The sequence below is a fragment of the Achromobacter anxifer genome (assembly GCF_903652925.1).
Classification (GTDB): domain Bacteria; phylum Pseudomonadota; class Gammaproteobacteria; order Burkholderiales; family Burkholderiaceae_B; genus Achromobacter; species Achromobacter anxifer.
In genome coordinates, this window is the sequence record NZ_CAHLAR010000005.1 from 69,200 (window position 1) to 93,402 (window position 24,203).

At 60.5% G+C, this 24,203-nt stretch carries 34 protein-coding genes; 17 read left to right on the top strand and 17 right to left on the bottom strand.

Going from position 1 to position 24,203, the window contains the following annotated elements; translation table 11 throughout:
- The first annotated feature begins 18 nt into the window (after positions 1 to 18).
- Positions 19 to 1,395, top strand: coding sequence for a hypothetical protein (locus HWY37_RS16820; protein ID WP_176089174.1), 1,377 nt, complete (start codon positions 19 to 21; stop codon positions 1,393 to 1,395).
- Positions 1,396 to 1,511: 116 nt separating this feature from the next.
- Entirely contained in the window at positions 1,512 to 2,492 is a 981-nt protein-coding gene (locus HWY37_RS16825; protein ID WP_176089175.1) for a S49 family peptidase, read from the top strand.
- 37 nt (positions 2,493 to 2,529) lie between these two features.
- Here the strand turns inward: HWY37_RS16825 and HWY37_RS16830 are convergent, their stop codons facing one another.
- The 4 genes from HWY37_RS16830 to HWY37_RS16845 are packed head-to-tail and all read right to left on the bottom strand — an operon-like array spanning position 2,530 to position 3,814.
- Positions 2,530 to 2,766: a hypothetical protein gene (locus HWY37_RS16830; protein WP_176089176.1), complete on the bottom strand. Its 237-nt coding sequence runs from the start codon at positions 2,764 to 2,766 to the stop codon at positions 2,530 to 2,532.
- The gene (locus HWY37_RS16835) at positions 2,759 to 3,184 is read right to left on the bottom strand and encodes a hypothetical protein (RefSeq protein WP_176089177.1); all 426 of its coding nucleotides are present in this window, start codon (positions 3,182 to 3,184) and stop codon (positions 2,759 to 2,761) included. Before HWY37_RS16835 ends, HWY37_RS16830 begins: the two co-directional genes overlap by 8 nt.
- Positions 3,181 to 3,432: a hypothetical protein gene (locus tag HWY37_RS16840; protein ID WP_176089178.1), complete on the bottom strand. Its 252-nt coding sequence runs from the start codon at positions 3,430 to 3,432 to the stop codon at positions 3,181 to 3,183. Before HWY37_RS16840 ends, HWY37_RS16835 begins: the two co-directional genes overlap by 4 nt.
- Positions 3,425 to 3,814, bottom strand: coding sequence for a hypothetical protein (locus HWY37_RS16845; RefSeq protein ID WP_176089179.1), 390 nt, complete (start codon positions 3,812 to 3,814; stop codon positions 3,425 to 3,427). The genes HWY37_RS16840 and HWY37_RS16845 overlap by 8 nt, the downstream gene beginning before the upstream one ends.
- Before the next feature lie 83 nt (positions 3,815 to 3,897).
- Between HWY37_RS16845 and HWY37_RS16850 the strand changes: the two genes are divergently transcribed.
- The 6 genes from HWY37_RS16850 (at position 3,898) to recJ (ending at position 10,414) form a co-directional block, all read left to right on the top strand.
- Complete coding sequence (locus HWY37_RS16850; RefSeq protein ID WP_176089180.1) at positions 3,898 to 4,374, top strand: metal-dependent hydrolase; 477 nt, start codon at positions 3,898 to 3,900, stop codon at positions 4,372 to 4,374.
- Between the two features lie 57 nt (positions 4,375 to 4,431).
- Positions 4,432 to 4,788, top strand: coding sequence for a hypothetical protein (locus HWY37_RS16855; protein WP_176089181.1), 357 nt, complete (start codon positions 4,432 to 4,434; stop codon positions 4,786 to 4,788).
- Positions 4,789 to 4,889: 101 nt separating this feature from the next.
- Positions 4,890 to 5,768 carry a hypothetical protein gene (locus HWY37_RS16860; RefSeq protein WP_176089182.1) on the top strand — a complete coding sequence of 293 codons (879 nt, stop codon included), beginning with the start codon at positions 4,890 to 4,892 and terminating at the stop codon, positions 5,766 to 5,768.
- A 54-nt stretch (positions 5,769 to 5,822) separates the two neighbouring features.
- Entirely contained in the window at positions 5,823 to 7,469 is a 1,647-nt protein-coding gene (locus HWY37_RS16865; RefSeq protein WP_176089183.1) for a coiled-coil domain-containing protein, read from the top strand.
- 298 nt (positions 7,470 to 7,767) lie between these two features.
- Complete coding sequence (locus tag HWY37_RS16870) at positions 7,768 to 8,682, top strand: helix-turn-helix domain-containing protein (protein WP_176089184.1); 915 nt, start codon at positions 7,768 to 7,770, stop codon at positions 8,680 to 8,682.
- 34 nt (positions 8,683 to 8,716) lie between these two features.
- Positions 8,717 to 10,414: a single-stranded-DNA-specific exonuclease RecJ gene (gene recJ, locus HWY37_RS16875; RefSeq protein ID WP_176089185.1), complete on the top strand. Its 1,698-nt coding sequence runs from the start codon at positions 8,717 to 8,719 to the stop codon at positions 10,412 to 10,414.
- A 190-nt stretch (positions 10,415 to 10,604) separates the two neighbouring features.
- On the opposite strand, the gene HWY37_RS16880 is transcribed toward recJ, so the two are convergent.
- A complete protein-coding gene (locus HWY37_RS16880) occupies positions 10,605 to 10,982 on the bottom strand; it encodes a hypothetical protein (protein WP_176089186.1) in 378 nt (125 codons plus the stop codon).
- Between the two features lie 160 nt (positions 10,983 to 11,142).
- On the opposite strand from HWY37_RS16880, the gene HWY37_RS16885 reads away from it, so the two are divergent.
- The 3 genes from HWY37_RS16885 (at position 11,143) to HWY37_RS16895 (ending at position 12,853) form a co-directional block, all read left to right on the top strand.
- Positions 11,143 to 12,285, top strand: a complete 1,143-nt coding sequence (locus HWY37_RS16885; RefSeq protein WP_246302338.1) for an RNA-guided endonuclease InsQ/TnpB family protein — start codon at positions 11,143 to 11,145, stop codon at positions 12,283 to 12,285.
- On the top strand, positions 12,282 to 12,611 hold the full coding sequence (locus tag HWY37_RS16890) for a DUF4031 domain-containing protein (protein WP_176089187.1): 330 nt from the start codon (positions 12,282 to 12,284) through the stop codon (positions 12,609 to 12,611). Before HWY37_RS16885 ends, HWY37_RS16890 begins: the two co-directional genes overlap by 4 nt.
- A gap of 68 nt (positions 12,612 to 12,679) precedes the next feature.
- A complete protein-coding gene (locus HWY37_RS16895) occupies positions 12,680 to 12,853 on the top strand; it encodes a hypothetical protein (protein WP_176089188.1) in 174 nt (57 codons plus the stop codon).
- A gap of 43 nt (positions 12,854 to 12,896) precedes the next feature.
- Here HWY37_RS16895 and HWY37_RS16900 read toward each other — a convergent pair whose 3' ends face one another.
- The 4 genes from HWY37_RS16900 to HWY37_RS16915 all read right to left on the bottom strand — a co-directional run bounded on the left by HWY37_RS16900 (position 12,897) and on the right by HWY37_RS16915 (position 15,401).
- Positions 12,897 to 13,649, bottom strand: a complete 753-nt coding sequence (locus tag HWY37_RS16900; protein ID WP_176089189.1) for a hypothetical protein — start codon at positions 13,647 to 13,649, stop codon at positions 12,897 to 12,899.
- 103 nt (positions 13,650 to 13,752) lie between these two features.
- Positions 13,753 to 14,385, bottom strand: coding sequence for a hypothetical protein (locus HWY37_RS16905; protein ID WP_176089190.1), 633 nt, complete (start codon positions 14,383 to 14,385; stop codon positions 13,753 to 13,755).
- A gap of 120 nt (positions 14,386 to 14,505) precedes the next feature.
- Positions 14,506 to 14,910 carry a DoxX family protein gene (locus HWY37_RS16910; protein WP_176089191.1) on the bottom strand — a complete coding sequence of 135 codons (405 nt, stop codon included), beginning with the start codon at positions 14,908 to 14,910 and terminating at the stop codon, positions 14,506 to 14,508.
- A gap of 122 nt (positions 14,911 to 15,032) precedes the next feature.
- Positions 15,033 to 15,401 carry a hypothetical protein gene (locus tag HWY37_RS16915; protein ID WP_176089192.1) on the bottom strand — a complete coding sequence of 123 codons (369 nt, stop codon included), beginning with the start codon at positions 15,399 to 15,401 and terminating at the stop codon, positions 15,033 to 15,035.
- 102 nt (positions 15,402 to 15,503) lie between these two features.
- Here HWY37_RS16915 and HWY37_RS16920 point away from each other — a divergent pair, with 102 nt between their 5' ends.
- Together HWY37_RS16920 and HWY37_RS16925 are read left to right on the top strand one after the other, a co-directional pair.
- Positions 15,504 to 15,821, top strand: a complete 318-nt coding sequence (locus HWY37_RS16920; protein ID WP_176089193.1) for a hypothetical protein — start codon at positions 15,504 to 15,506, stop codon at positions 15,819 to 15,821.
- A 136-nt stretch (positions 15,822 to 15,957) separates the two neighbouring features.
- A complete protein-coding gene (locus HWY37_RS16925; protein WP_176089194.1) occupies positions 15,958 to 17,484 on the top strand; it encodes a putative Ig domain-containing protein in 1,527 nt (508 codons plus the stop codon).
- A 139-nt stretch (positions 17,485 to 17,623) separates the two neighbouring features.
- On the opposite strand, the gene HWY37_RS16930 is transcribed toward HWY37_RS16925, so the two are convergent.
- The 7 genes from HWY37_RS16930 to HWY37_RS16960 all read right to left on the bottom strand — a co-directional run bounded on the left by HWY37_RS16930 (position 17,624) and on the right by HWY37_RS16960 (position 21,697).
- Positions 17,624 to 17,980, bottom strand: a complete 357-nt coding sequence (locus HWY37_RS16930; protein WP_176089195.1) for a hypothetical protein — start codon at positions 17,978 to 17,980, stop codon at positions 17,624 to 17,626.
- Between the two features lie 117 nt (positions 17,981 to 18,097).
- Positions 18,098 to 18,886 (bottom strand): DNA/RNA non-specific endonuclease, encoded by a 789-nt coding sequence (locus HWY37_RS16935; protein WP_176089196.1) that lies wholly within the window; start codon positions 18,884 to 18,886, stop codon positions 18,098 to 18,100.
- Between the two features lie 3 nt (positions 18,887 to 18,889).
- Entirely contained in the window at positions 18,890 to 19,162 is a 273-nt protein-coding gene (locus HWY37_RS16940; RefSeq protein WP_176089197.1) for a hypothetical protein, read from the bottom strand.
- 86 nt (positions 19,163 to 19,248) lie between these two features.
- Positions 19,249 to 19,980, bottom strand: a complete 732-nt coding sequence (locus HWY37_RS16945; protein ID WP_176089198.1) for a hypothetical protein — start codon at positions 19,978 to 19,980, stop codon at positions 19,249 to 19,251.
- A gap of 75 nt (positions 19,981 to 20,055) precedes the next feature.
- Positions 20,056 to 20,541, bottom strand: coding sequence for a hypothetical protein (locus tag HWY37_RS16950; protein ID WP_176089199.1), 486 nt, complete (start codon positions 20,539 to 20,541; stop codon positions 20,056 to 20,058).
- A gap of 2 nt (positions 20,542 to 20,543) precedes the next feature.
- Complete coding sequence (locus HWY37_RS16955) at positions 20,544 to 20,888, bottom strand: hypothetical protein (protein ID WP_176089200.1); 345 nt, start codon at positions 20,886 to 20,888, stop codon at positions 20,544 to 20,546.
- A gap of 11 nt (positions 20,889 to 20,899) precedes the next feature.
- A complete protein-coding gene (locus HWY37_RS16960; protein ID WP_176089201.1) occupies positions 20,900 to 21,697 on the bottom strand; it encodes a 5'-3' exonuclease in 798 nt (265 codons plus the stop codon).
- A 116-nt stretch (positions 21,698 to 21,813) separates the two neighbouring features.
- On the opposite strand from HWY37_RS16960, the gene HWY37_RS16965 reads away from it, so the two are divergent.
- From HWY37_RS16965 to HWY37_RS16980, 4 genes are all read left to right on the top strand, one after another.
- Entirely contained in the window at positions 21,814 to 22,200 is a 387-nt protein-coding gene (locus HWY37_RS16965) for a hypothetical protein (protein WP_176089202.1), read from the top strand.
- Positions 22,187 to 22,462, top strand: coding sequence for a hypothetical protein (locus tag HWY37_RS16970; protein WP_176089203.1), 276 nt, complete (start codon positions 22,187 to 22,189; stop codon positions 22,460 to 22,462). Before HWY37_RS16965 ends, HWY37_RS16970 begins: the two co-directional genes overlap by 14 nt.
- A complete protein-coding gene (locus tag HWY37_RS16975; RefSeq protein WP_176089204.1) occupies positions 22,459 to 22,704 on the top strand; it encodes a hypothetical protein in 246 nt (81 codons plus the stop codon). The genes HWY37_RS16970 and HWY37_RS16975 overlap by 4 nt, the downstream gene beginning before the upstream one ends.
- A gap of 86 nt (positions 22,705 to 22,790) precedes the next feature.
- The gene (locus tag HWY37_RS16980) at positions 22,791 to 23,366 is read left to right on the top strand and encodes an NUDIX hydrolase (protein ID WP_176089205.1); all 576 of its coding nucleotides are present in this window, start codon (positions 22,791 to 22,793) and stop codon (positions 23,364 to 23,366) included.
- Between the two features lie 94 nt (positions 23,367 to 23,460).
- Here HWY37_RS16980 and HWY37_RS16985 read toward each other — a convergent pair whose 3' ends face one another.
- Positions 23,461 to 24,180, bottom strand: coding sequence for a hypothetical protein (locus HWY37_RS16985; RefSeq protein WP_176089206.1), 720 nt, complete (start codon positions 24,178 to 24,180; stop codon positions 23,461 to 23,463).
- Positions 24,181 to 24,203: the final 23 nt, after the last annotated feature.

The following is a 24,203-nucleotide window of genomic DNA, read 5'->3' on the forward strand; positions in this document are numbered from 1 at the left end:
TATTTGGAGGTTACATTTATGACAATCGAATGCATTCACCAGGTCGCACTCGAGTGCCGTTCCGGCACCAGTGACAAGGTCTACGTCATCCAGGTGCAGAAAGACACCACGGGCCCGATTCCCAACTTTCGCACCTGCGGCTACTCCGGTCGCCGCGGCGGAAGGCTAACGGAACAGGAGAAGTACAACGGACCTAGCGAAGCGTCAGCCCTGGCCAAGGCGAACTCGGTCGAGCGCGACAAGCGCACCGGCTCGAGTCGCTACACCACCATGGCTGTGTCTGCTGGCGCGACCATTGCAGGAATGCCATCTGGCGTCCCTGTCTTCGGCGGTGCCTCGGTACCTGGTACGCCGAGCGCCAGCACTGCGGCGCCCGCGGCCATCGGTCCGACGCCCAAGAAGGCCAAGGTCGCTGCTGCGGCAGAAATCGTCGTCTTCAATGCTTCGTCGGACTGGGCAACTCAGCGCAAATACGACGGCGAGCGTTGTGTGATGTCGCTGCGTCGCGGGCAGATTGTCGGCTTCAATCTGAAGGGCATGCAAATGTCCGTCAGTGCGAAAGTTGAGAAGGAGTTCGAGGCGCTGCTCACGCAGCCCGACTTCAACAACGCTCGCGAGACGGTGTTGGACGGCGAGCTGATGGGCGACGTCTACGTGGCCTACGACATCCTTACCCTGCGCAACAATGACATGCGTGACATGCCATTCGCTGAGCGTTTCTCTGCCCTGGAACTGCTGCTGGACTCCAACCTTGGTCTCCTGGCAGAAACAGCATGGAGCGAGTCTGAGAAGGCTGCGATGCGCGCTCGCGCGGAAGCTGAGGCCTGGGAAGGCCTGATGCACTTGGACGTCGACGCTCTCTACTTGGCTGGCGTCTCTGACGCCATCAAGAAGGAGAAGTTCTGGGAATCGTGTACCTGCCGTGTTCTCACGGTGAACTCGAAGCGTTCTGTTCAAATCGCGCTGCGCGATGACGATGGCGAAGAAATCCCGGCGGGCAACGTGACGATCCCGGTCAGCTATCCCTTGCCGGAGGCTGATGATCTGATCGAGGTCAAGTACCTTTATGCGCATCCGGGAGGTTCGCTGTACCAACCCGTGTACCTCGGCAAGCGCGATGACAAGGACGAGTGCGATCTGCGTAGCAGCATCCGTTGCGCTCCTCCGGAGAAGACGGGCGGCTCTGCGGTATCGAGCCCTGCACCGGCTGCGACAGCAACTGCCACGGCCAGCGCCACGCCTGCCGTGACGAAAGTGGGCGGTTCGGCCGCTCTGGGTGCGCTCTTGACCAAGGCTGCCGCCCCTGGCGTTCTTCCGGAAAACGTGAACGTCAACCTCGTGCAGGTTGCTGAAGCGTTGACTTCTGACGACTACGACGCGTCCAACGACATCTGATTCAGGACATCTCGTAACCCTCAGCCCGACAACACTCTCAGGAGCGTTGTCGGGTTTTTTCGTTTTCTGTCCCACTGGTGTCTCTATACTCAGCTTTGACATTTCAGCCAAGGCCCATGCACGTCACCCCCAAACCGATCAACACCGGCAGCTCGCCGGCGCACCTCACCTCCGATATCCTTGTGGAAGAACTACTGCGCGAGCGCCGGCGCGACCGCAAGGCGGGGATCATCAAGGCCAGTCTGGTCCTGCTGGCTGTCATCGCGTATGCCATCGGGTGGTATGTCTTGGTTGGCTCCAACATGACCTCCGGCTCGGACGCCCCAAACAAACCCTTCGCCGCGGTCGTACGAATCGACGGCATGATCGGCCCCGATAGCGCAGCTGGCTACAACGCCGTGGCCCCGTTGCTGCGCCAGGCCTTCGAGCATCCAAAGTCGGTTGGTGTGGTGCTCAGCATCAATTCCCCCGGCGGTACCCCGGTCCAGTCCGCCTTGATCCACGACCTGGTCAAGGAGCTCAAGGTCAAGCACTCAAAGCCGGTGGTTGCGGTGGGCGAAGACATGATGACTTCCGGCGCCTACTTCATTGCAGTGGCCGCGGACAAGATCGTAGCCAATCGCTCGACTGTCACCGGCTCGATCGGCGTGATCTCGGCCAGTTTCGGTTTCACCGGGCTGCTGGACAAGCTCGGTGTGGAGCGCCGGGTCACCACGGCAGGCGACTCCAAGAGCATGCTTGACCCTTTCCGCCCTGTTACCGCCTCTGAGCTGTCCAAGCAGCGCGAACTGCTCAATGCCATTCACGCTCACTTCAAGGATGAGGTGACGGAAGGGCGCGGCGATCGTCTCAAATTGGGCACACCAGGACTCTTCGAAGGTTCCGTGTGGACGGGTGAGGCGGCGATGAAGTTCGGCCTGGTTGATGCCTTGGGCAATGTGAACTCCGCAGCCAAGGACTACCTGGGCGTTGAGTCGACCCAGACGCTCGTGCGCCGCAAGCCGCTGGCTGAGCGCATGCTGGACATGATCGGGATGAAGGTGGCCGCCCGCATCAGCGCCGACATGACGCCGGTCCCCCAGGCCATCTACCGCTGAATGGCGAGAAACGAGAAGGCCCCGTGAGGGGCCTTTTTCATTGACGGGGCGGTGGTTGCCGGGCCACGTCACGCAGGGTGAACAGGTAGTCGATCAGAAGCACCAGCAGAATTGCCACGCCAACCAGAGGGAGGGGGCGGCCCTGGTTCCATTCCGTGATCGACCCGGCCAGCGCAATGGCGGCAAGGGCGGGCTTCATGATCACGGGGTAGCGAGTGTCGGAACGGCACATCGCCACGAAGGCTCGCCAGGGCAGCAAAGCCCACTCACGCATCGGGCATCTCCCGGCGCGGGGTGCGGAGGTACGTGAGCGCCAGGTACAGCAGTGCGAAAGCGCACCAGATCGCCCAGACGGAAAGAACCGCTTCGCGCCAGCCGTACGGCACCCCTAGCATAAAGAGCCCCAACGCAATACCGACGCTAGCCAGGGCTTGAGTGACAAGCAGCCCGCCAGCCGCAGCGCCGAATCGGGGAGGGAGCCGACTCAAGAGGAGTGGGGTGACAACGGCCAGAACCAGGGACCACCAATCCCACTTGCCTGCAATCGATTTAGCCAGGAGATCGGACAGTACCGCCAGCACCAGCCAGTTGTAAGCTGCCTTGCGGGTGGCAAACCAGTAGCGGTGGCGCCAGTCGACGCGCAGAAAGATGGGACCGACCAGGCGCCAGGTGGGGTTCGTCAGGATGCTCATTCGGCCACGTCCGATTCTGAAATGATGCGCTGGAGCTGTTCAGGGGTGACCGCCTTGCACAACGGCCGCCTCAGATCGGTGCTGCCATAGCAAACGAACGAGGGCGCAGGCTCTACCGGTGCTGGAAAGAGAATCTCGCCGGTGATTTGGCCCGCCTTGGCGCCCAGGCCTAGAAAGAAGCCGGCAGCCATGACGCCCAACGACAGCATAATGGCGCACGGCAACACCGCCAGGAAGAATTTACGCACGCTCACCGCCTTGGACCGCTGCGTCCTGGTGAGCCAGAACAGCCTTGACCAGCGATCGGCCGATGAGGTACCGCCAGCCGAAGAACAGGAGAAGGGTGCCGACCACGGCGCGCTCGAGCGTCAGTCCGCCCACGGCGATCATGGCAGGCTGGAGGGCGCTCAGGATGGCGCTGACGACCATCAGGAACAGGATCGCCAGCACGGAAGCGATCAGAACGGCGCTGAGATGGATTGACTGATTCGCGTTCGGCAGCTTGGGTTTGATCCCGAACATCGAGATCCAGCCAGCAGCACAGTAGGCCAGCTGCCGCGGCACAGCGCCTTTACGCGCAGCGTCCGCCAGCCGGTCATAGATGACATTGAAGGTGAGGGTGGGTACCATGGTCGATAGTATATATTTTTAGCCGCATTACGCCAACTTATCTCTATACCCAGCGATCAGATTTCAGTTGAAAGGTGGGGTTTATGACAGGTCGCGGGCATCGTTGGACGGGCATTGGGACGGCGTTCTTTGCCGCAGCAGCAGCCCGGGTAGCCGGCTTGCCCGAATTCGTCGCCGCAGCAGTGGCTGCCGTCTCAACCACCATCCCGGACTGGACCGAAATTCCGTTCTACCGCAATGGCCAGCGAGTAGGGTCGCTGATCACCCACCGCACCATCACCCACTGGCCTTGGCTTTGGGCCGCAGTGATCGCCTGGGGAATCCATATGGGCGGCTGGGTAGGCGCTGCGGCATTTGGCGCGGCGATCGGTGCCCTCGCCCACATCATCGGCGACGCCCCCAATCCCATGGGCATCCCCTGGGTCCTTCCCCACAAGCGAATTCGTATCGGTAAAAAGGGCCTCTGGCGCTCCGGTCAGCATGAGGTGCTGATCGTTCTGGGCTTCGGAGCCGGCGGCTACGGCGTCTGGAAGCTAGCAGGGGGAACCTTTGTTCTCTAAATCTCATTGACTAATAAGGTGTTCTGAGTGATACTACTTGCCACTCAAGGACACCCCATGGTCAACCTCTACGGCTCTCTTGCGGATGCTGCCATTCAGGCGGACCTCAGCAAGGCACAGGAAAAACCTCATCGCTGGACCGTCTACCTCGTGGAGGCAAACGGCGCGAAGCGCACCGATGCTCAGAACCGGTTGTACCGGCGCCTGCTGCAAAAGTTTGCCCAGCAGCAGGGCCGCTCTGTCGCTTACTGGAATGAATACCTGGTGGAGCGCTTTCTCGGCTACGTCGACGTGGTCACCGAAGATGGCATCACCCTCCACGCGCTGGCATCCACCTCCGAGCTGAGCGTGGAAGAATTCAGCGGCTTCCTCAACGCGTGTCTTGTTCTTGCGGCAGAGATGCAGATCCGGTAGCGGGCAAGCGATTTGCAGGCTTCTATCTATACTAATTTCGACATTCATTGTCGTTTGGTGACTTGATTCACATTCAATAGCATTACCGCAAGGATTCCCTTATGGATAAGAAACTTTTGGTGGCCATCGCCGCCGCGCTGGGCGCTGTCGCAGCGCCCGCTTTTGCTCAGGAGCACGGTGGCGGCTCGAACCTCAAGTGCGATCCTCCGGTGGTTCAAGTCCCGGCCGATGTTCGGAACCCATCGGCTCAGTACACGGTCACCTGCTCGGGGCCGGACATCAATACCGTCACCCCCGTCATCACCTTCGCCGGCGAGGTCTTTGCCAACGGCACCCCCCCCTATCTCGTGAAATCGACCTACAACATCGACACCCGCGGGCTGCATGCCCGGAAGGTGGGCGAGGAAGCGCGGGTCGACCAGGTCGCTACGGGTACGCTGACGGCAAGCACCGCCTCGATCGCCGCGCTGCCTTCGCAGTTCGCCGCCCAGTCCTACTGGGACCCGATGGCCAATGTGCTGTCGATCGAGGAGATTCCCGGACAGTGGCGCGCCTTCAGCATGAGCCAGTCCGGCATCTATGATGGCTCGGTGGTCAATGCCGGAGTGGCGTCCACCCCGGTGAAGAATGGACGAGCAACGATCCGTCTCGATCTGGGCAAGGCATATTCCCGCTTCGCTGGTTCCGGCGCCGATGCCGCAATGGTCGAGGCACAGCTGGGCTTGCGTGATGGCAAGTTCGAAGTGCTGATCGGCGACACCCGGGCGGCGACACAGGCCTCGATCCAAGGCGCACTCGCGCAGCTGGACAAGAAGCCGAAGGACATCACTCGGGCTTGGGGCCTGGCGGCGCGCGCGCAGTTCCTCGGCTTGACCGACGAGGTGCGCTATGCCGAGCAAAAGGTGGCCGCGCACAACCCGAATCTGCTGGAGGAGTTCCAGCACGGGGTCCAGCGTATCAAGCCGTACGTGCTGCCCTGATGCATGCGGACGCCGGCGAGCGGCGTCCATTTCTTCGCCCACAAATTCCGCAATATGAAATTTCGAATTCTTCCCTTCGCGGCACTGCTGATGGCATCCGGCCTGGCATCGGCGGCCCCTCAGATCCAAACCTGTGAGCCGATGGAGGTAACCCATAGCGGCGGCGCAGGCCTCGGCTACTCGCTTTCGTGCGAAGCGGGGCCCTGGCGGCTGACCTACAAGGGTTCGGTGCCGGCCGGCTCTTCGTCCGTTCTGGCCCAGTACCGGGTGGCGGTGACGCACCCTGACGGCACCAATCTCGTGCAAACGCGGACCGCACGTCTTGCTGAGCCCAGTCAGCTGGGGCAAGTGCTGTTGCGCGAAGCGGTTCTCCTGGACAACGGCAACGTGGCCCTGCGTGACTGCCCCGAGATCGGCTGTACGCTGTATCGGCCGCTGGGGGGTGATTCGAAGCTGTCCAAGGCCTCCATCACAGTCACGCCCGAGATGGCTCGCCTGCTGGCTGAGCGCAAGGAGCTGACCGAGCGGGTTGAAAGCCAGATGGCCCAGATCTCCGCACTGCAAGCCCGCGAAGCTGCTCTTGCTGCCGACCTTTCGGCTGCGCGGCAGACGCTGGAGTCCGCTCAAGCCGAACATGCTGCGGACTTTGCCGGCCTGGAATCGAGCTACTCGAGCAAGCTCGCCGTTCAGCGCGCAGAAGACAGCGCTGCGGCCGCAAGCGCCCAGAAGACCAACGACGAGCTGATGGCGCAAGTACAGAGCCTGACGGCGCAGCTGGCGAGTGTCCGTCAAGAACTCGACAAAACCACGGCCGCGGCCGCTGCCGCCCAGGCTCAGCTGCATGATGCCCACAGCGCCCGTCAAGACCTTCAAGGCCAGGTGCAGGACGCCGCCGTTCTTGCGCAGGCTCATGCCGGCGAGCTGGCTACCGCAACGGCCACCAGCGCCGAACGTGAGCGCGCCCTGATTCAAACCCGGGCCGAGCTCGATCAGGCGAAGGAGAGCATCGTCGCCCTGACCCGTGCCGTGGCCGAATCGGACTCCGCACTGGTCGACATGACGGAGCAGCGCAATGCTGCCCTCGTGAACGTCAAGCACCTGGGGGAGACTACCCTGGAGGTTCTCGACAAGTACGACGCGTTGAAGACCGACTACGACGCCAGCCAAGCCAGCCTTCAGGCTGCCCAGAAGGATGCCGCCGACCTCTACACGAAGCTCGAGGCCGCCAAGCTGACGCAGGACCTGGCCGGGCAGGCGGCAAGCGTTGCCCACATGGAGGTCGATTCACTCAACCTCCAGGTTCAGGGGCTTACCGCGGAACTTGGCAAGGCCATCGAGGTGCTGACGGCCGCAAAGAAGGAAGGCCAGGCTTACCAGGCTGAGACGGAAGGGCTGCGTGGTGAGAACACGGCCCTGAGCGCGCAGCTCACGGCGGCCAAACGGCTGGAATCGGACCTGCAAGCCCAGCTGGACGCGGCAAATGCCACGATCGCTGAGCTGCGTGCAACGAGCACCGACCAGTTCAACAAGTCTGGCGAGACTGTGGGCCGGCTGCATGACCAGGTGGAATCCTGCAAGGCTGCGGTGACGGCGCTTGAGGCTACCAACCACAAGATTTTCGAGGATCTCGAGGCCGTGCGAGAGCGACTGAGCGCCAAGCCGACGCCCGAAGCCTGCGAGACAGGCGCCGAAGCGAAATAAACGGCACATCCGGCCACAACTAGCCCTGGTTCCCCAGGGCTTTTTTTCGTTCTAACGTCAACATTCCCACCATTAAAGAGCGATTTCGCAATACACGCTATACGGGATGGCAGGGGAGCTCTTTACCGGGCATTCCTAGGCAACAAGGACGGCGGAGGTCGAGTTTTTGGGTAGAATAATTGCAACAATGCGAATTTCAACCTCTTTGACTTGACATTTCCGCTATATCAAGTAGAATCAGCATAGGTAGTAACTGGATAAAGCATCTTCTCGAAGGTGCGATTATAAGGATTGAGTAATGAGCCAGTTCGATAGGTATACTAAGACGGAATATGTGGAGGCGCTCCGCGCATTCATGGGTTTCAACAAACGCACGTTCCTGAGGGAGCATGGCTTCGTCAAGGATTTGGACGAACCCCGTACGGGACGTCTGCCGCGATACGAAGATGCCCCCGTCAAGGCCTTGGAGGACAAGGTCAATGATAAGGCTCGGAGCGCGGAAGTGGCAGAGAGCTTCGGCGATCGGTATCGGATCGCGCGGGACTACAAGGGCTTGGGAGACATCGCTGTCGCCCAACATCTGGGTCTCAGCCGGGAGTTGATCCGTCGATGGGGCATCGGTCAGCAACGTTGTACTCGGACTGCCGAAGTGGCGGAATTCCTGGACGTGCCGGTCGCGTGGCTCGAAGACGGCGGTGAAGACAATCTGCCGGCCAACAGCCATATCGGCGTGCGGGTCGGTGAGGAGTCGAAGAACAACCGTGAGCAGCTCTTCGGTTTGACCCAGGCTCTCGTGGCCGAGATTCCGGAAGACGCCGACGAGGAGTACGCGCAAGCCTTCATTGAGTGGAAGATCTACAATGATCCCGAACTCTCGAAGCTGGCTCGTCGCGCGGGTGGGCGTTGGCAGTTGCTCAACGGCATGCTGATGTTTTCCCCGTGGGTGCCGATCAAGGAATACGACATGACCCGTCGCCTCTGGAGCGACGAAGTCGAGAAGATGATCCAAGAAGAATTGGTTTCAAATTCGTCGGTTTATGGCGCATGGAAGTCCCTGCGCGATCGCTGTGTTGCAATGGGAATGTCCGAGGATCAGTATCCGAAGAAGATCTCTTTGCACAAGCGTGTCGAAAAAGAACGCCAGCGTGCCGAGCAATTTGGCGTCAACCTGAACGATATGGTTGCCGCCTCGGTTGCGAAGTACATCCAGTAGTACCGATCCATCGGATCAGAAAGTAGTATCTCGAATGCCTTCAACCTGCATTCTCCAAAGGCGCTCGGTCGATTCTGATCGAGCGCTTTCCCTCCAGACCAGCGCAAACCTGTCTCCCCTCGAAGCGGCCATTCTGTCTTCCCGTGGGATGGTCGCCGGCGACGCCGTGCCGGTGGCCCAGCTGATGGACCGTCCGATGATGGATCTGGAGAGGGGCGCGAAGCGCATCCTCGCGGCTATCAGGAAGCAGGAGCCCATCGTTGTGGTCGCAGACTATGACTGCGATGGTGCCACCGCCTGCGCTGTGTCGGTGGCAGGCCTGCGCGCGCTGGGCGCAAAGATCGACTACGTAGTGCCGGACCGCATGGTCCACGGCTACGGCATTTCCCCTTCGGTGGTCGATCTGGTACTTGAGCGCTTTCCAGCCACGCGCGTGCTGATCACCGTCGACAACGGCATCCTCGGACACGCGGGCCTGACCCATGCCGCAAACCGAGGTCTCGAGGCTGTCGTCACCGACCATCACCTGCCTGGCGACACGCTGCCCGACGCCGTGGCCGTGATCAACCCGTCCCGCAAAGACTGCACCAGCGGGCTGCAAAAGCTCGCCGGTGTGAGCGTGGCGCTGTGGCTGGTGGTTCTGGTGAAGAAGCTGCTGGCGGCCCAAGGCGTCAATACGCCCCCGCTGAGCTTCCTCCTGGCGTACGTCACGATCGGAACGATAGCGGATATGGTGCCACTGGATGCCGCCAACCGCGCGTTGGTTGTGAATGGCATGCAGCGTCTGCGCCGGCTGGGCGACGAGATCCCCGTAGGGGTTCGCGCGCTCATCCAAGAGGCCAGTCTTCCCCAGGACTGCTTGACCACACAGGACATCGGTTTCGGCATCGCACCGCGCATCAACGCCGCTGGACGCCTGGAAACCATGGACGCGGGCATTGACCTGCTGCTGGCGACCGATCCCAAAGAAGCCCGCCGCCTGGCGCGCCTGCTCACCGAAACCAATGACCAGCGCAAGGCCCTCCAGAAAGAGGCCTCGGATGATGCCGCCACCGCCATCGACTTCGCCTTCGACGACAAGGTGCGGGCGCTGGTGTTCGGCTCCGAGTCATGGCATCCCGGCATTGTGGGCCTGGTCGCGTCCCGGGTGAAGGACACCTATCACCGCCCAAGTTTCATCTTCTCCCTACTGGACGGCGTCGCCAAGGGTTCTGGCCGATCTATCCCGGGCCTGCATTTGAAGGATGCGCTCGAGGAGGTTGCCCGGCGCGCGCCAGGTGTCCTTGCCAAGTTCGGCGGCCACGCCATGGCGGCCGGCGCCACGTTGAGCAGCCCGCAATCGCTGGCGCAGTTCCGCGATGTATTCGACCAGGTCGCGCGCGAGCGCATCACGGACTCGATGCTCGACAACATCCTGCAATCGGACGGACCGATGCCGGATCTCACCCTGGAGTCTGCTGCCCGCCTGATGCGCCATCCGTGGGGCCAGGGTTTCGAGGCGCCAGCGTTTGATGATGAGGCCAAGATCCGATCCGTGAAGCCCCTGGGGCAGTCGGGCCTGCATTGGAAGGTCGAGGCAGCTGTGGGCGGCCGCAGCAATCCGACGACGATCGTACTGTTCAACCAGCGCCAGCCAGCAGAAGGCGAGGTCGTGCCGATCTACCTGCAACCCGGCCTGAACACCTGGAATGATCGCACCACGCTTCAGTGGATCGGGCGACTGTTGAACTAACAGGCACGGCGCAAGGTCTTTTAGAAACCGCGGGAATCCGCGGTTTTGCGCTATACAAATATGAGAATCACATCCTGCTCTTGAGGTCATGAGACGCATCGCGCCTCGTCGCTCAGATCGCTCAGATCACCCTAACTCTCTTACTCTCAACCACTAGCTTCGGCTGGTGGTTTTCTTTTGCCCGCTCGGCTCATCGTTTTCCGCCACGCCCAGTCTCTTTCCGGGCCCGGGTACGCTTGGCTGCCGCCGGCGTCTTGGTCTGGCTGACGGGGGGCGGTGCATCCTTAAGGTGAACACCCATCAGGCTGTAGATGCGCCACACCGAGAGTGCCATCATGGCGACGAGGAAGACGCACATCCAGCCGGCGGTCGCCGTCGTCGTGGCTTTGAGAAAGGGCAGGTTCCAGCGCTCCAGGCGGAGCAGGGCAGGATTAGAACCGAGCAGCGGGTGCTCGAGCGCTTGCAAGGTGAGCGGATAGAGGCTCAGCACCGCCGTCAGCCCCATTGCCTGGTAAGCCAGGCGCCAACGCTGCACAGATCGTTCCTTTGTAAGGTTCTTTTCGGACATGATGGGTATAGCCGGACCGAGGCCATTGGCACGTTTCTCGATATACTCACCCAAACTCGTCAGGAAGCCTCGTCCAAGTCTCCCTGCCGCCTTTTGACTTGGGCGGGGAGGAATGGCGAGGTCTTTTGCGAAAGCGTCGTTTTAAGGTAGACTGTACGCAATGATGGCTCCCGAAGTGTCCACCCGTGTGTTGCGTGTCCGCCTGAAGGACAGGCATGCTACAGCCTTGCGTGCGATGGCGCGCGAGGTGAACTTCGTGTGGAATTATTGCAACGACCTGGGCATGCAGGTGCTGCGCCGCGAGGGTCGCTTTATGAGCGGCTTCGACTTTCAGAAGTATCTCAACGGCGCCAGCAAGGAAGGCCTGGGCATCGGCTCGGCAGTGTTCCAGCAGGTGGCCGAAGAATTCGCCACGCGCCGCCGGCAATTCAAGAAGGCGCGGCTCGCCTGGCGGGTCTCCAACCCCAAGAGCAGCCGCTACAGCCTGGGCTGGATCCCGTTCAAGGCCCGCAGCTTGACCTACCGCGCCGGCCAGGTGCGCTTCCAGGGCATCGCGCTGTCGCTGTGGGACTCCTACGGCCTGGGCGACTACGAGCTCGGCGCCGGCAGCATCAGTGAAGACAGCCGCGGGCGCTGGTACCTCAACGTGACCGTCAAGGTCAAGAAACAGGCCCCCAGCCCGGGGCGCACGGCAGTCGGCATCGACCTGGGCCTGAAGGACTTCTTCGCCACCAGCGATGGCCACAAGGAAGGGGCCCAGCGCTTCTACCGCGACCTCGAGCCCGCCTTGGCCATCGCCCAGCGCGCCGGCAAAAAACATCGCGTGAAGGCGATCCACGCCAAGATCGCCTATCGCAGGAAGGATTTCCTGCACAAACTCAGCTCCAAGCTCGTGAAAGAGCATGGGGCGATCTTCATTGGCAATGTGAGCGCCTCCAAGCTGGCGCAGACACGGATGGCAAAATCCGTGCTCGACGCCGGCTGGAGCACGTTCCGAACCATGCTCAAGTACAAGTGCGATGACGCAGGTGTCTGGTTCGATGAAGTCAATGAGGCGTATTCTACCCAGACTTGCCATGTGTGCGACGAACGCACCGGTCCCCGCGGGCTAAGTGGTCTTGGAATGAGAGGATGGACTTGCAGCGCCTGCGGAACGATCCACGATCGCGACGTCAATGCTGCCAAGACCATCCTCGCGCGTGGACTAGCGCGTCTTGCAGAAGGAACCCCACCAGGGGCGGAGATCAAGGCTGAAAAGCCAAGAATCCCCGTCCTTCAGGGCGGGGAGTGGTCAACACTATGACGATCTACGTGGACTCTCTACATGCCTGGGGCTGGCGCATGCGCGGCCGCACGGTCGACAGTTGCCACATGTTCACCGATTCGCTGGACCTGGAAGAGCTGCATTGCTTTGCGGAACGCATCGGAATGCGCCGAGAGTGGTTCCAGCAGTCCCGGGTCGCCCCGCACTACGACCTGACACCAAACCGCCGAGCAAAGGCCGTCAGCCTCGGGGCGGTGGAGGTACTGGACCGCCGGCGCGCGTCAGAGATATGGCGGGCGCGCAGAGAGGCCGTTGCGCGGCCCGATGCCTGTGCGCCAGGGCCCCAGCAACCATCCTTGTTTTGACTCCACTGCTTGCCCCTATGACCCTCTCCTGTGATGCCACCAGTGCCCGTTGGCCCGGGCACCCCGAAGTGCTGACGAAGTTCGACATCGAGGCCTTCGTGACGCCGAAAACACCTCAAGACGTGCTGGCTCTCTTGGATGAGGCAATTCAGGAGGCGAGGTACCTGGGACAGCTTTTTGATGATGCCTTTACGCGCTGCGAGCGCAATGCTGGTAAGGGGCATCAGCCCGGGACGGCGTGAAAAAGCCCCGACCTGGTCGGGGCTGTGAGGGTTGCGGCGTTGGTTATGCCGGCGTCGATTCAGTCGAGCGCTGCTTGGCTTTCAGGGAAGCCAGGACCTGATGCGCCTGGGTGATGGCCTTGGTTTTCACGGCATCGAGCTTTTCGTCCAGTCCCGAGGGTACTGCGACGTTCTCGTAGCGGAGGTAGCGGTCGATGACCGACTTCAACGACAAGGGGATGTTTTCGAGCCACTGGGGGCCCTTGTTCTCCGGATCGAGAATTTCGGCTCGCAGGTAGCCGCCGATCTGCCCGCAGTAATTTTCATGCAAACTCGCGAGCAAATCATCGGGCTTCATGAGTCGGCCGGCATTGATGCCGAGATCCTCCAGTGCCAGATCAGTGGTGACCTTGAAGTCATCCGGTGAGAGACTCGTGATGAGCTCCTCGATCCGCAAGCCTTCCCAATTTGAAGCGGGAGCGTCATTCCACATGGTGAATGACAGAGAAACTCCGGCCTGAATGAGCTTCGAGCAGAACTCGTAGTCACACTTGTTGGGATAGAGGCGTTTGTCGGGCACACATTCCGCCAGCGTCAGGTCTTCGTCCGCACGCTTTGTCTCGCGCAGCAGACGATCACTGTCGTAGATCACCAGAATGACCCCGTCCTTCTCGCTGAGATACACGTGGAAGGTCTTGCGATCGCAGGTGTAGCCGTAGATCAGCGAGCGAGGAGTCATGTTCTCCAGCACCAAATCGCGCACCCGCTTCACACGGTTGGCCATTTTGGTCAGTTCCTTGAATTCTGTCTCGTTCATTGATGTTTCCTCTTCATACACAGCGACAATGCTGCTTTGGTGTATAGGCAAGAGACCAAATAAAAAACCCTGGCGTTGTGGCCAGGGTCGGGGAGGAGCAAAATCAGCTCAGTGTCTTCTTCATTTCGTCCAGATCATGCAAGACTTGAGCATTCTGTTGCTCGTTAGGGAAGGCACATTCATAGCAGTCGCTCACGTAGGGGCGAACCGCCTCCAGTACGGCGGTGATCTCTTCGTTCGAGACAATCGGCGCCGGTGTCTTGCCACGTGCCAGGTAGGCCTTGACCAGCGGGTGGGCGGCCAGCAGTTCCCGGGCGGCGAAGTGGTTTGCATGCTCCGACTTCGACGTCTCCGTGCTTGACGCATGGGCGCCCGTGGGCTTGTGCGTCAGACGAACGCCGTTGTAACGCGCCGCCCATGCGCCCTTCGTATTGATGCGCTCGATGAGCAAGTCCGAGAATGGCACATCCAGCACAGGGTCCTTCGCCATGGCGGCCCATATGCCACCACCTTCCGGAAGGCTCTCATCGGATTCCACGGTCACCAGAAAGCCTTCTTGCATTGGCGCCGCGTCGCTGGAGACGGAGCCGCCACAATGCTCTGCAACGACACGCGCGATGTCGGTGACGAAGCGTTGTTGCTTCTCCCTGGTGTCCAGTTCGCCGACGGCATCCGGATTGGTCAGAAGAGCCTTGACGAGGTCGGCCAGGGTTGCAGTGTCAATAGTCGTGTTCACGGTCTTTCCTTCAGGTTGAGTTGTCCTGAAGGGGTATAGGCGGCAGCCAACCGTTCGATCAGGTCATGGCAGAAGAAAGGGGCCATTCGGCCCCTTCAGTGCTTTGATCGTGGCAGCCAATCAGGCGAACGGTTTCACCTTGCGGGGCGGCGCCAGCAGGGCTACGACGACTGAGCAGGTGAGGAACAGATACTGGAGCTCGAGCGCGAGGCCGCCGTTCTTCGACAGGTCGAACACCTGGCCACTGTGGGCGAGAGCGATCGCCACGACCATGTTGAAAGCGATGATCAGTGCCGCCGGCGCCACGAACAGGCCCAGGATCAGCAACGCGGGCGCCACCAGCTCGCCGATGTAGACGCCGTACGCGATAAACGCAGGCACGCCGGCGCCCGTAAGCATGCCTTCAATGCCGGTGACGCCTTTGCTGAGCTTGGCGATGCCGTGCATACCGATGAGAACGCCCAGGACGATACGCAGAATCAGGTAAGCGTGATCGGGTTTGTGCAGTTTGTTGAAGAAGTTCATATTTGAGGGATGGTTTTGTGGAAGAAAAGTATAGGCACACGGAAGGGCCAGCGATGCCGCTGAAGAGCACCTTGTGATTGATGGCACAGAAAAAGCCGCCCAGAAGGGGCGGCCAGAGGGGATCAGCTAAGCGCAATGATTTCAGCGGCGCAGGACGGGAAGAACTCGATGAACGACTCGATTTGACGGACTTGCCACTCGGCATTGCCGCGGACATAGAAGCGCCCATGACTGCCCGTACTGGATTCGAGGTAAATGCTCACCCCGTAACCCAGGTACCAATCACGTTCGACCGCCAAAATCGTGCGTTCGACACCGTTCTTGTCGACCAGCTTGCGGCCAACCAGCGGATGGCCCTCGATGAACCCTTCATCCGGCCCTTTGTGCGGCAGACCGAGATCCTTACGCGCCTGGCGAACACGCAACCAATGCTGCTGGTTGAAATGCGAATACTGCCAACCACTACTTCCTACTGCTGCTTCGGTGCTCATGAGTACCTCCAGATGTGAGATGAACCTGGAGTCGTATAGCGCTCTCGCGTCATAAGCCTATACGTAGGCAGGCACCCGCCTAAGCCAATCGAGGAAACACATATGACGCTCAACGACATGAAGGAAAACTGCACCAACTGCTCGGCCGACCTGGAAATAGGCCAGATCGGCAAGTGCGACAGCTGCCAGGCCGAACAGACCACCCACGTGAAGGTCATCGTACTGTGCCGAAATAGTGAAGGGGTCCCCGAGTTCCACTCCTGCGATCCCGAAGTTACGGACGCACAGCGCGCGGCCGGCGAGCACTACGAACTGGCCAAGGAAAACGCAGGCTTCAACGGCTACTCCGAACCGATGATCGCTTTCGACGCAACAGATCCTGCCGCCAAGCAGCTGACTGAGCTGCACAACTGGCTCTGATCCACCTCCGACCCCGTGGCGCTCGCCCGGGGTCTTTCTTTCAACGACGCCTTTGCGCCGCTGCGGCTCATTACCTGGCCAGCCATCTGCTCGCTCACGCAAAGAATTTGGCTATACATGCATTGGATTCTTTTCCGTGCACCTGTCTATCTCACTCTCGATGCGCTCCCTTTCCAAACTCACCGTCGCACTTGCCTTTGCCGCAATCGCTGGCCAGGCGCTTGCCGCCACCAATTACCTCGTTCTCGTTCCCGTACCAGGGAAGACTGCTGCTGCGACCGTAGAGGAACCGGTATCCGTTGTCTTGGCGGATGCCGCTCTTCCGGACGCAAAGATCGGCCGCGCCTACAGCGTGGATCTCGTGCCCTACATGCAGATCAAGGGGGACCCCAACGCGGACGTCCAGAGCGTCGCCTGGTCAATCTACCAGGGCGATGCGGGCCAACTGCCAGCTGGCCTTCAGCTGGATCCGGCAACGGGTGTCATCTCGGGAACGCCGACCAAGATCCAAGCGGATCCGAACGTCTTCCAGGCTCAGGCGACCTACAAGAGCAAGGCTGGCATTGGCACCTACACCATCCGGGTGGGCGATGCGGTCCTGACTGCCAAGCAGGTCCTGGTCGGCTATTCCCACGCCTGCGCGCTCACCATGACCAATGGTGTCAAGTGCTGGGGCATGAATGGGAACGGACAGCTCGGCAACGGGAAGACTACCGACAGCGTCGCCCCTGTGGATGTAGTCGGCCTGACCTCGGGTGTGGCCCAGTTGGCCGTCGGTAGCGGGCAAAACTGCGTCGTCACCACGGCCGGCGGCGCAAAGTGCTGGGGCGGGAACTACTCGGGACAGCTGGGCGATAGCACTTCCAAGAACAACCAGCTGACTCCGGTCGACGTTGTCGGTCTCACCTCCGGCGTGAAGTCCATCGCAACGGGCTCATCGCATAGCTGCGCAGTGCTCACCACTGGGGAAGTCCGTTGTTGGGGTGCTAACAACATGGGGCAGCTGGGTGATCGTACCGCAGTGGACAAGATTACTCCCGTGACCGCGGTGGGCGTCACCGCCAAACAGGTCGCCATCGGTAGCACCTCGACTTGCGTGGTCAATACTGCCGGAGGTGCCCAGTGCTGGGGAGCCAACGGAGAGGGACAGCTGGGAAATGGCACAAAGAACAACAGCCAGGTGCCAGTCGACGTAACAGGGCTCGCGGCTAACGTGGCGTACATCTCGCTGCCTACCAACGCACAGTTCGCATGCGCGGTCACCACGGCAGGTGGTGCGAAATGCTGGGGTAATGGCGCCTCGGGTCAACTGGGCAACAGCGCGTGGGGCAATAGCCTGGTCCCTGTTGACGTGACGGGCCTTACAAGCGGCGTGACCAGCTTGTCGACTGGCGGCGGACATGTCTGCGCAACGACCAGCGCTGGCGATACCAAGTGCTGGGGTTTCAACTCCCTGGGCCAGGTTTCTGCGACCACCGGCAACATGTTCTCCCCGAACATCGTTCTTGCCGCCAGTGGCGGCGCAGTCAACGCCTCCGCGGGCCAGGCGTTCAGCTGCGCGACCGTCGGCACCCAGGTAAAGTGCTGGGGTGCCAACGGCAACGGACAACTGGGTGACGGGACGAAAGTGAACAGCCGCACCCCAGTTACCGTACGGGACTGACGAAGCGGCCGGCGAATAGCCCAAAAGAAAGGGGCTCAGTGGCGTTCACTGAGCCCCTTTCTTTTGGGCTATTCGGATTTTCATGTGGGTTTGCCGTCGGCCCAAAAAAGAGCGACCTCCGAAGAGGTCGCGTTGAGAGTCAGAAAATTGTGACCTTATCGGCCTGGACATCAAACTCTAGGCCCTTGCCCGGGGTACGCAGTGCAATTAGGTCGGCTAGTGTGTAACAGTGGTCCGGCTCGCATCCGTCGTATACGAGATAGAGAATCTCGCCAGTGTTCGGATGGTAGTAGCAGTCCTCGTTGCCCGAGTCTTTTGCGCATTTCATGAGCACATTCGGGTCTAGTTTCGTTTCGAGCGGAAGTCTCACCACCAGCTTCAACCCCTCTTCGGAAACAAGGGAGACGTCAAACATAACGTCAGGCAGGTGAGAGTGCTGTAGTTGAGCGCTAGAGTATCGAGCTTCGGTGGTGGCGTCGCAGAAATAGGCGTGCATCGGGTGGTCCTCGTAATATGTCCATCTACTGGTATAGAGCTTGGTGCAACGCTTGAGGTCCAGAGGCGCCTAGCTTCCACACAAAAATCCGAATAGCCTTCCTTTGATGCGCGCCGCCTACTTTTGGAACGCGGTGGCGGGCAGCAAGTGTATGCCCAGATGCTGTACCAGTTGATCGTAGCTAAGGGGGGTCCCAACCTTGGCAGTGTCGGTGTTATCCACGAGATATGCCCACGCGCGGCGGCTCTGCGGGTCATACACGAGCTTAAAGAGCTTCGATGGCACCCAGACCTTCCCGGCACCGATTGTCGCCACTGGCGGGCTGTGGATGGGCCCGGTGATGACGTAAATCCCGGCCACACTTCGTGCGGCATACTTTCGCGTCGGCTCCTCGACGCGCGCGCGCCAAGCACCCTGGTTGTTCTCCGGCGCCTGGGGCACCATGTTGGCCAAGGAGAAGCTCTGGGCCATCGACTCCGGCGTGTTGCGTTGGCCGGCGGCTGCCATGTGCCCACGATCGTAGCCGCTGCCGCGGTAATCAGCCAGCCGAGCTCGTTCACTGGCGGGCAGGCGCGCCTCCTCGTAGAACCGGTTGGTCCGTTTCTGACCTTTCGCGTCCCGCAGCGATTCCCGTGAGATGAACTCTGCGACGTAGACCGGGGTCTTCGCTTCGCCAGAATGCAGGACCGCAAAGCCGTCGAAGCACAGCGCCCGAAGCTTGCCAGGGTTCTGTGCGCTGCCTACGAACGGAACCGGCGCGGCTCCTCGGAAGAAGTGCTGTGGGCAGTCCTTAAAGCCAGCGAGATCCTGCGGTTGGGCTGGGGAGGGCAGGGCAGCGTGAGCGGCGCCGGCGGCCAGCAAGGCAGCAGTCAGTAGGCGGCGCGCGCCAAGGAAGGATAGCGTCATGCTTCAGTCGTCCTTTCGGGCGGCCTTTTCGAGGACATGCATGCTGATTTGCAGCGTCTGATCGTCAAAGCCGAGGGACGAATCTTCCATCAACAGCGTCTTGTACGAGCGCATTGCTTCCGCTCGAAGCTTGCGTCGTTGAGACTCTGCCTGCATGTGGATCTGCACCAGCGTGTAGAGCTCTCGCGTGGTGAGACTCGACAGGTAGCCAACCACCTGCCGGCGCAGGGCCAGTTCGCGTTCGGACTCGGGCTCGGGAGGGTCTAGGTAGATCATTTCCAGTATAACTACAACACATCAATAGCCAACGTTCTGCGCAAAAAAAGAAGCCCTATACCAGGGCTTCTTGAGTGGTGGATGACCTAGATCTCAGCCTCGTGCAGGTTGTGCACGCGGCCATGCATGAAGGCAATCCAGTGCGCGGCATGTGCCAGAGACTTCGTACGAGTTTGAGACATCTGATGCCCATCAGGGCCCTCAACGAGGACCTCGTGGGTGTAGCCGAGCTCCTTCAGATCGGGGGCAACGACTTCGACAAGCTTCATCTCAGGTACGTGGTACAGCGGATGCCGGTAGACATCGGTGCTGGACCCTATATCCTGAATGCGAATAACAGCGTGGGTAACGATCGCGCCGCCTTCACTTTGGCCAACAGGCACAAGCGTGGGCAGGCACATCCAACCGCCGACTCTACCGATCGTACCGATCGTGTCGTACTCATAGAGTCCGTCACGACCGGTCGCCGGGTCGCCGATGTAGATCCGTACGCCGGCACCCGACCGCCGATAACGCTCCAGGACCTCCTGAACCGCGTCCGGCGTCCTGCCATCGAACCAGGTCTGCTTGTCGGTGATCAGTGAGTACAGCTCCAGCAGACGCTGGTGCTGCATGTACTGGGCCTCGGTCCCGATCTCCGACACCAACACCTGTTCCGACGGGCTGACATAGCCCGATGGAGCTAGGGTAGAGCGCAAACGGCGGAGCAGTTCAGTCGCTTGGTGGAAAACCACGTCGAAACTGAGACAACTCGTGCTGTTGCCGGTGGACACGACGAACTGACGTTCCACATCATCGATAGTGATTTTCGTTATCATGGTATGTTTCCTTGCAAATACAGACATTCCGTATAGCGAGAAAGCAGCCTGTGGCAGGCGTTCTGCCACTCGAAATCAGATCTGGAGGCGGGAGGACAGGTAGGTGTAGGTGTCCGGTTCCGGCTTGGCGGGGACGGAAATAGGTTGTCCCAGCTGGCCTTGAGCGAGCGTCAGCATCCAAGCGTTGGCGCCATGGGCTTCGGTGTGCCGCGGCATCTGGCAGGTGGTCATGGCCTGCGCGATGAGCGCCGCCGCCGCGCTGCGTGAAGAGCCAAAGGTGCAGTGCACCGCCAGACGCCAGTGCTCGGGGTCGAGGTGGATCCGTTCGATGAACTCGATGATCTCCAGCATCTGCCACGGCAGGCAGGCCATCTGGGGGTCACGCAATTCCGTTTCCCGCGGATCGACGTCCAGGAACTCCAGCCGCGAGTACCACGGGAAGCGATGAAGGTTGACCGGCTGCCCGGCGTCGGGGTCGCCAAGGCTCAGGACTGCCAGGTCTGAGGCCGGGAGAGTGTCCTCCAGCGCAGCCAGGCTGATGAAATCTACGGCCACCAGCATGATCAGAGCCGGATGATCCCGGTTTCCACGGTGTCGAGGTTTTTCTCCAGGAAACTCACCGACGTACGGCGGTCCCGGTCGACGATAGCCTCCTGCAAGCTGAGCGACTGGCGGAAGGTGCGCACCAGATTGCCGTTCGTCGGCTGCACCAGCGCCGTGGTCACCGCCCCGCATTTGCATGTCTTCTGCCACGCCGCGCCGGCCGCTGTGTGTTTGAACAGCTTGAAGCCGTTGAGCACCGCTTTGCACGTCTTGCAGGGCACGTTGATCGGCTCTTCCCGCTCTTGAGCGGCGCGGGCCAGGGCAACACGCTCTTCGCGAGTGCCACGTTGCTTTGCTTGTCCCATGGGACTTCTCCTTATGCGTGGGCCGGGGCCTGGACCTTGAAGTCCGTGAGCCGCAGCGGGTCTGTTACACAATCGAACTTCAGGTCGGTCAGCTGACGGGAAAGCCTTGCCAGATGGGCTTCTTCCACCAGCCGAGCGCCCCTGACACCCTTGATCTTGCCTGCGGCGGCCGCCGCCAGCACACCCTCGAGATCGCCGTACTGGTTCAGCAGAGCGCCGGCCGTCGTCACCCCGATCTTCGACACACCAGGGATGTCGTCCGCGCTGTCACCCATGAGCGCAAGGCAGTCCAGAATCTGGTGCGGCTGGATACCACCGAGCTTTCGCTGACACCACTCGGCATCACGCCAGGAACTGGCAAAGTGGTTGTAGACGTCAACTCCCAGGGTCAGCAGAAAAGCCAGGTCCTTGTCCGTCGACAGCACGGTCACCTTGATGCCCGCCTTCCGCGCACGAGCTGCAATGCAGGAGATGACGTCGTCGGCCTCCAGCCCTTCGTACTCCATCGTCTTGACTCCCTGGTCAGCCATCTGTTGGCGGAAGTGGCGCACCACCTCGAGCAAGAGGGGTGGTGGCGGTTCCCGGCTGGATTTGTACTCCGGGTAGATGTCGTGGCGCCAAGTATGGCACCGGCGCTCAAAAACCCAGGCGAGATGCGTAGGGGTATGTTTTTCCAGTGCGCGCAGAAAGGAACGATTCAGCGTGGTCAACACGCCATCGAGCTTCTCGGTCGGGTCAGAGCTCGGATTTGTCTCGTAGATCGGCCGGACCAGATTCAGGCCGTCAATCAGTAGCAGGTGAGCAGTCATGGTGTAGATGTTTGCCCTCGAAACGGGCTAATTCATGAAAGTATACCTCTTTTCAGCCATTTATCCAACTTTGCTATACATAATCAGGCAATTTTGCCCACATCGAGGAAACAAACATGAAACTATATATGCGCGTGCAAGGCACCGAGGCGAAAGCTTGGTCCATCGCCGTGGCCGGAACAGCGAGCGTTGACACCAGCCAGACTCCTTTGGAGCTGGCCGTGGCCGTGATGTTCAGCTACGCCGAGAAGGCGCGTGATCGCGTGCAGAGCAGTATCGGTGGTGACATTGAGTACCGCGCTTACACGCTCCTGGCGCCGATCGAGGGTTGCTATGCCCTGGTCGAGCCGGACCTGCGCAGCGTGCGCGAGTGCCATCCCGAGGCCTGCCGCGTCGTGAACATCAACACCGGCATCGAGACTCAGCTGTGCATTCACCAGACCGAGGGCCTGGCCCTCCTGCACGCAGCTGCTACCGGAGAGACCGTCGATGCATTCGCCTGAAAACTCCCGCTACTGCGTCGGTCCGGATATACATGCCCGCCTGGCGCAGGCCTATGTGGCTTGGGTCCATCCGGATAACGACGGAAGCGGGTTCACGAGCTTCGGCGAGACCATTGCGCTCAACGAGGGTAGCCGGGTTTTCAACGAAGTCATGGCCCAGACCGGCGACACGGCGAAAGCCAGTGCCGCCAGCGAGGACGCCATTGCAGCGGTTCAGCGTGAAGCCGATCTTCACCTGGCGAAACAGGAACGGAAGGAATGACTATGTCTTGGGCAGGTATCAAAGTGCGCCATGCCGACAGCCGTACGGGCACGATTCGCAGCGACTATGTAGGATTCATGCACCGTGTGTTGACCATCCAGATTGATGGAGCAGACGTCACGGACTCGGTTCAGCTCAACTTGGACGGCCCGGATACCGGCTCGCCAGGCTGGGAGTGGTACTGCGAGCTTGGCGGCAGTGACCCGGTGTGGTTGCCGTTGGGCGACTTCCAGGAATCTTGATTGATTCTTCTCGCGACCGACCCTCGTGGTCGGTCCTTTCGCGCCTATACGAAGCTGAACGATAACGTTCGCACGAAAGGAAACACATGAACCATCTGGCGCAAATTCTCGAAAATACCAAAGAGCAAGTTGTCAACTACGTTTTGGAGCATCCCTGGCAAATCTTTGCCTTGGGTCGTCTACTGACCGACCTGGGGAAGGACGATGTTTCGGTCTTTGATCGAAAGAACATGGCTGGGCACATCACAACCAGTGCCCTGGTGGTCAACGAGTCCGAAACCCATGCGCTCCTGGTTCACCACAAAGCGTACGGTTTGTGGCTGCCGCCTGGTGGCCACATGGAGCCTGACGCACCGAGCCTCTGGCAATCGGCCGCGCGCGAAGTGTTGGAAGAGACGGGCCTGGTCCTGACGGACCGGTACCTTCCCCTGCTGGACATTGACACCCACCCCATCCCGGCTCGTCCGTCTAAGAACGAAGGCCCGCACTGGCATCATGACTTCATGTTCCTGGCCACGGCCCCGGACGATTTCGTGCCGACCGCGCAAGAATGTGAGGTACACGCTGCTGAATGGCGCCCGATCTCGGATCTCACGAAGAGCTCGAACGCTCGCATGCGACGCCTGAGCGAGAAGTTCAGGGAGCGTCAGATCAGCCTGTAAGTTGGGGCCTAGGCCTGCACAACTCAAAACCGGCCTCGCGCCGGTTTTATTCTTTGCAGCTTGAAAAAAGCGCCCCTGCGAAAGGGGCGCCGAGTCAGTTCCAGGTCGTCAAGATACTCGGTTCGAGCGCCAGCTCGAACTGGGCGCGTGAAACACCTTCCTTCAGCAGCCCCAGCTTCATGGCCAGGTAGGAACACATCGGATCTCGTTCCGGCCGGAAGTGTTGCATGAAGGCCTGCCATGCCCTTTGGTGGCGGCTGGCGGGACAGTCCGATTCGACTTCCATCATGCGCACGAGAAGGCCAACGGATTCACGCGGCAAACGGACGCCTTCCTCGAGCAGTGCAGCCAGCTCCTCATGGACCGGGCCCACCACACGGTAGCCGCCCCAGGAGTGCGCCGGGCGCTCGAGCGATTTGACCTGAAACAGCCACTCGTCGGGGTTGGTGCTTTGCTCTAGCCAGTCGATCTGGTTGTTGCGACGACGCAAGTTCGCATTGTCTTCATTGCAAAACAGGTAGCCCTCGAAGGTGTCGTAGGACAGCACGCGCTTCACGAGCTCGAACGTCTGAATTTCACCATCCAGGTAGTGTTCTACCAGCATTATGGCGTTAGCTTCCAGCAAAACGCGCTCAGTCGGTGTGAGCGTGCTGTCTTTGGCCGCCGCTTCTTGAACAAACTCCAGCAGCCCGTCGAACAGGATGGAGTCCTCCGCGGCGTCCTCGATGCGCTGCTGCGCGTCAGGCACCAGAACGGCGATCGCGCGCTCGGGGCGCAGGTAGAGGCCGATTTCCTTGCAGATGGATATGGACATGTGTGCTCCTAAATTGAAAACGA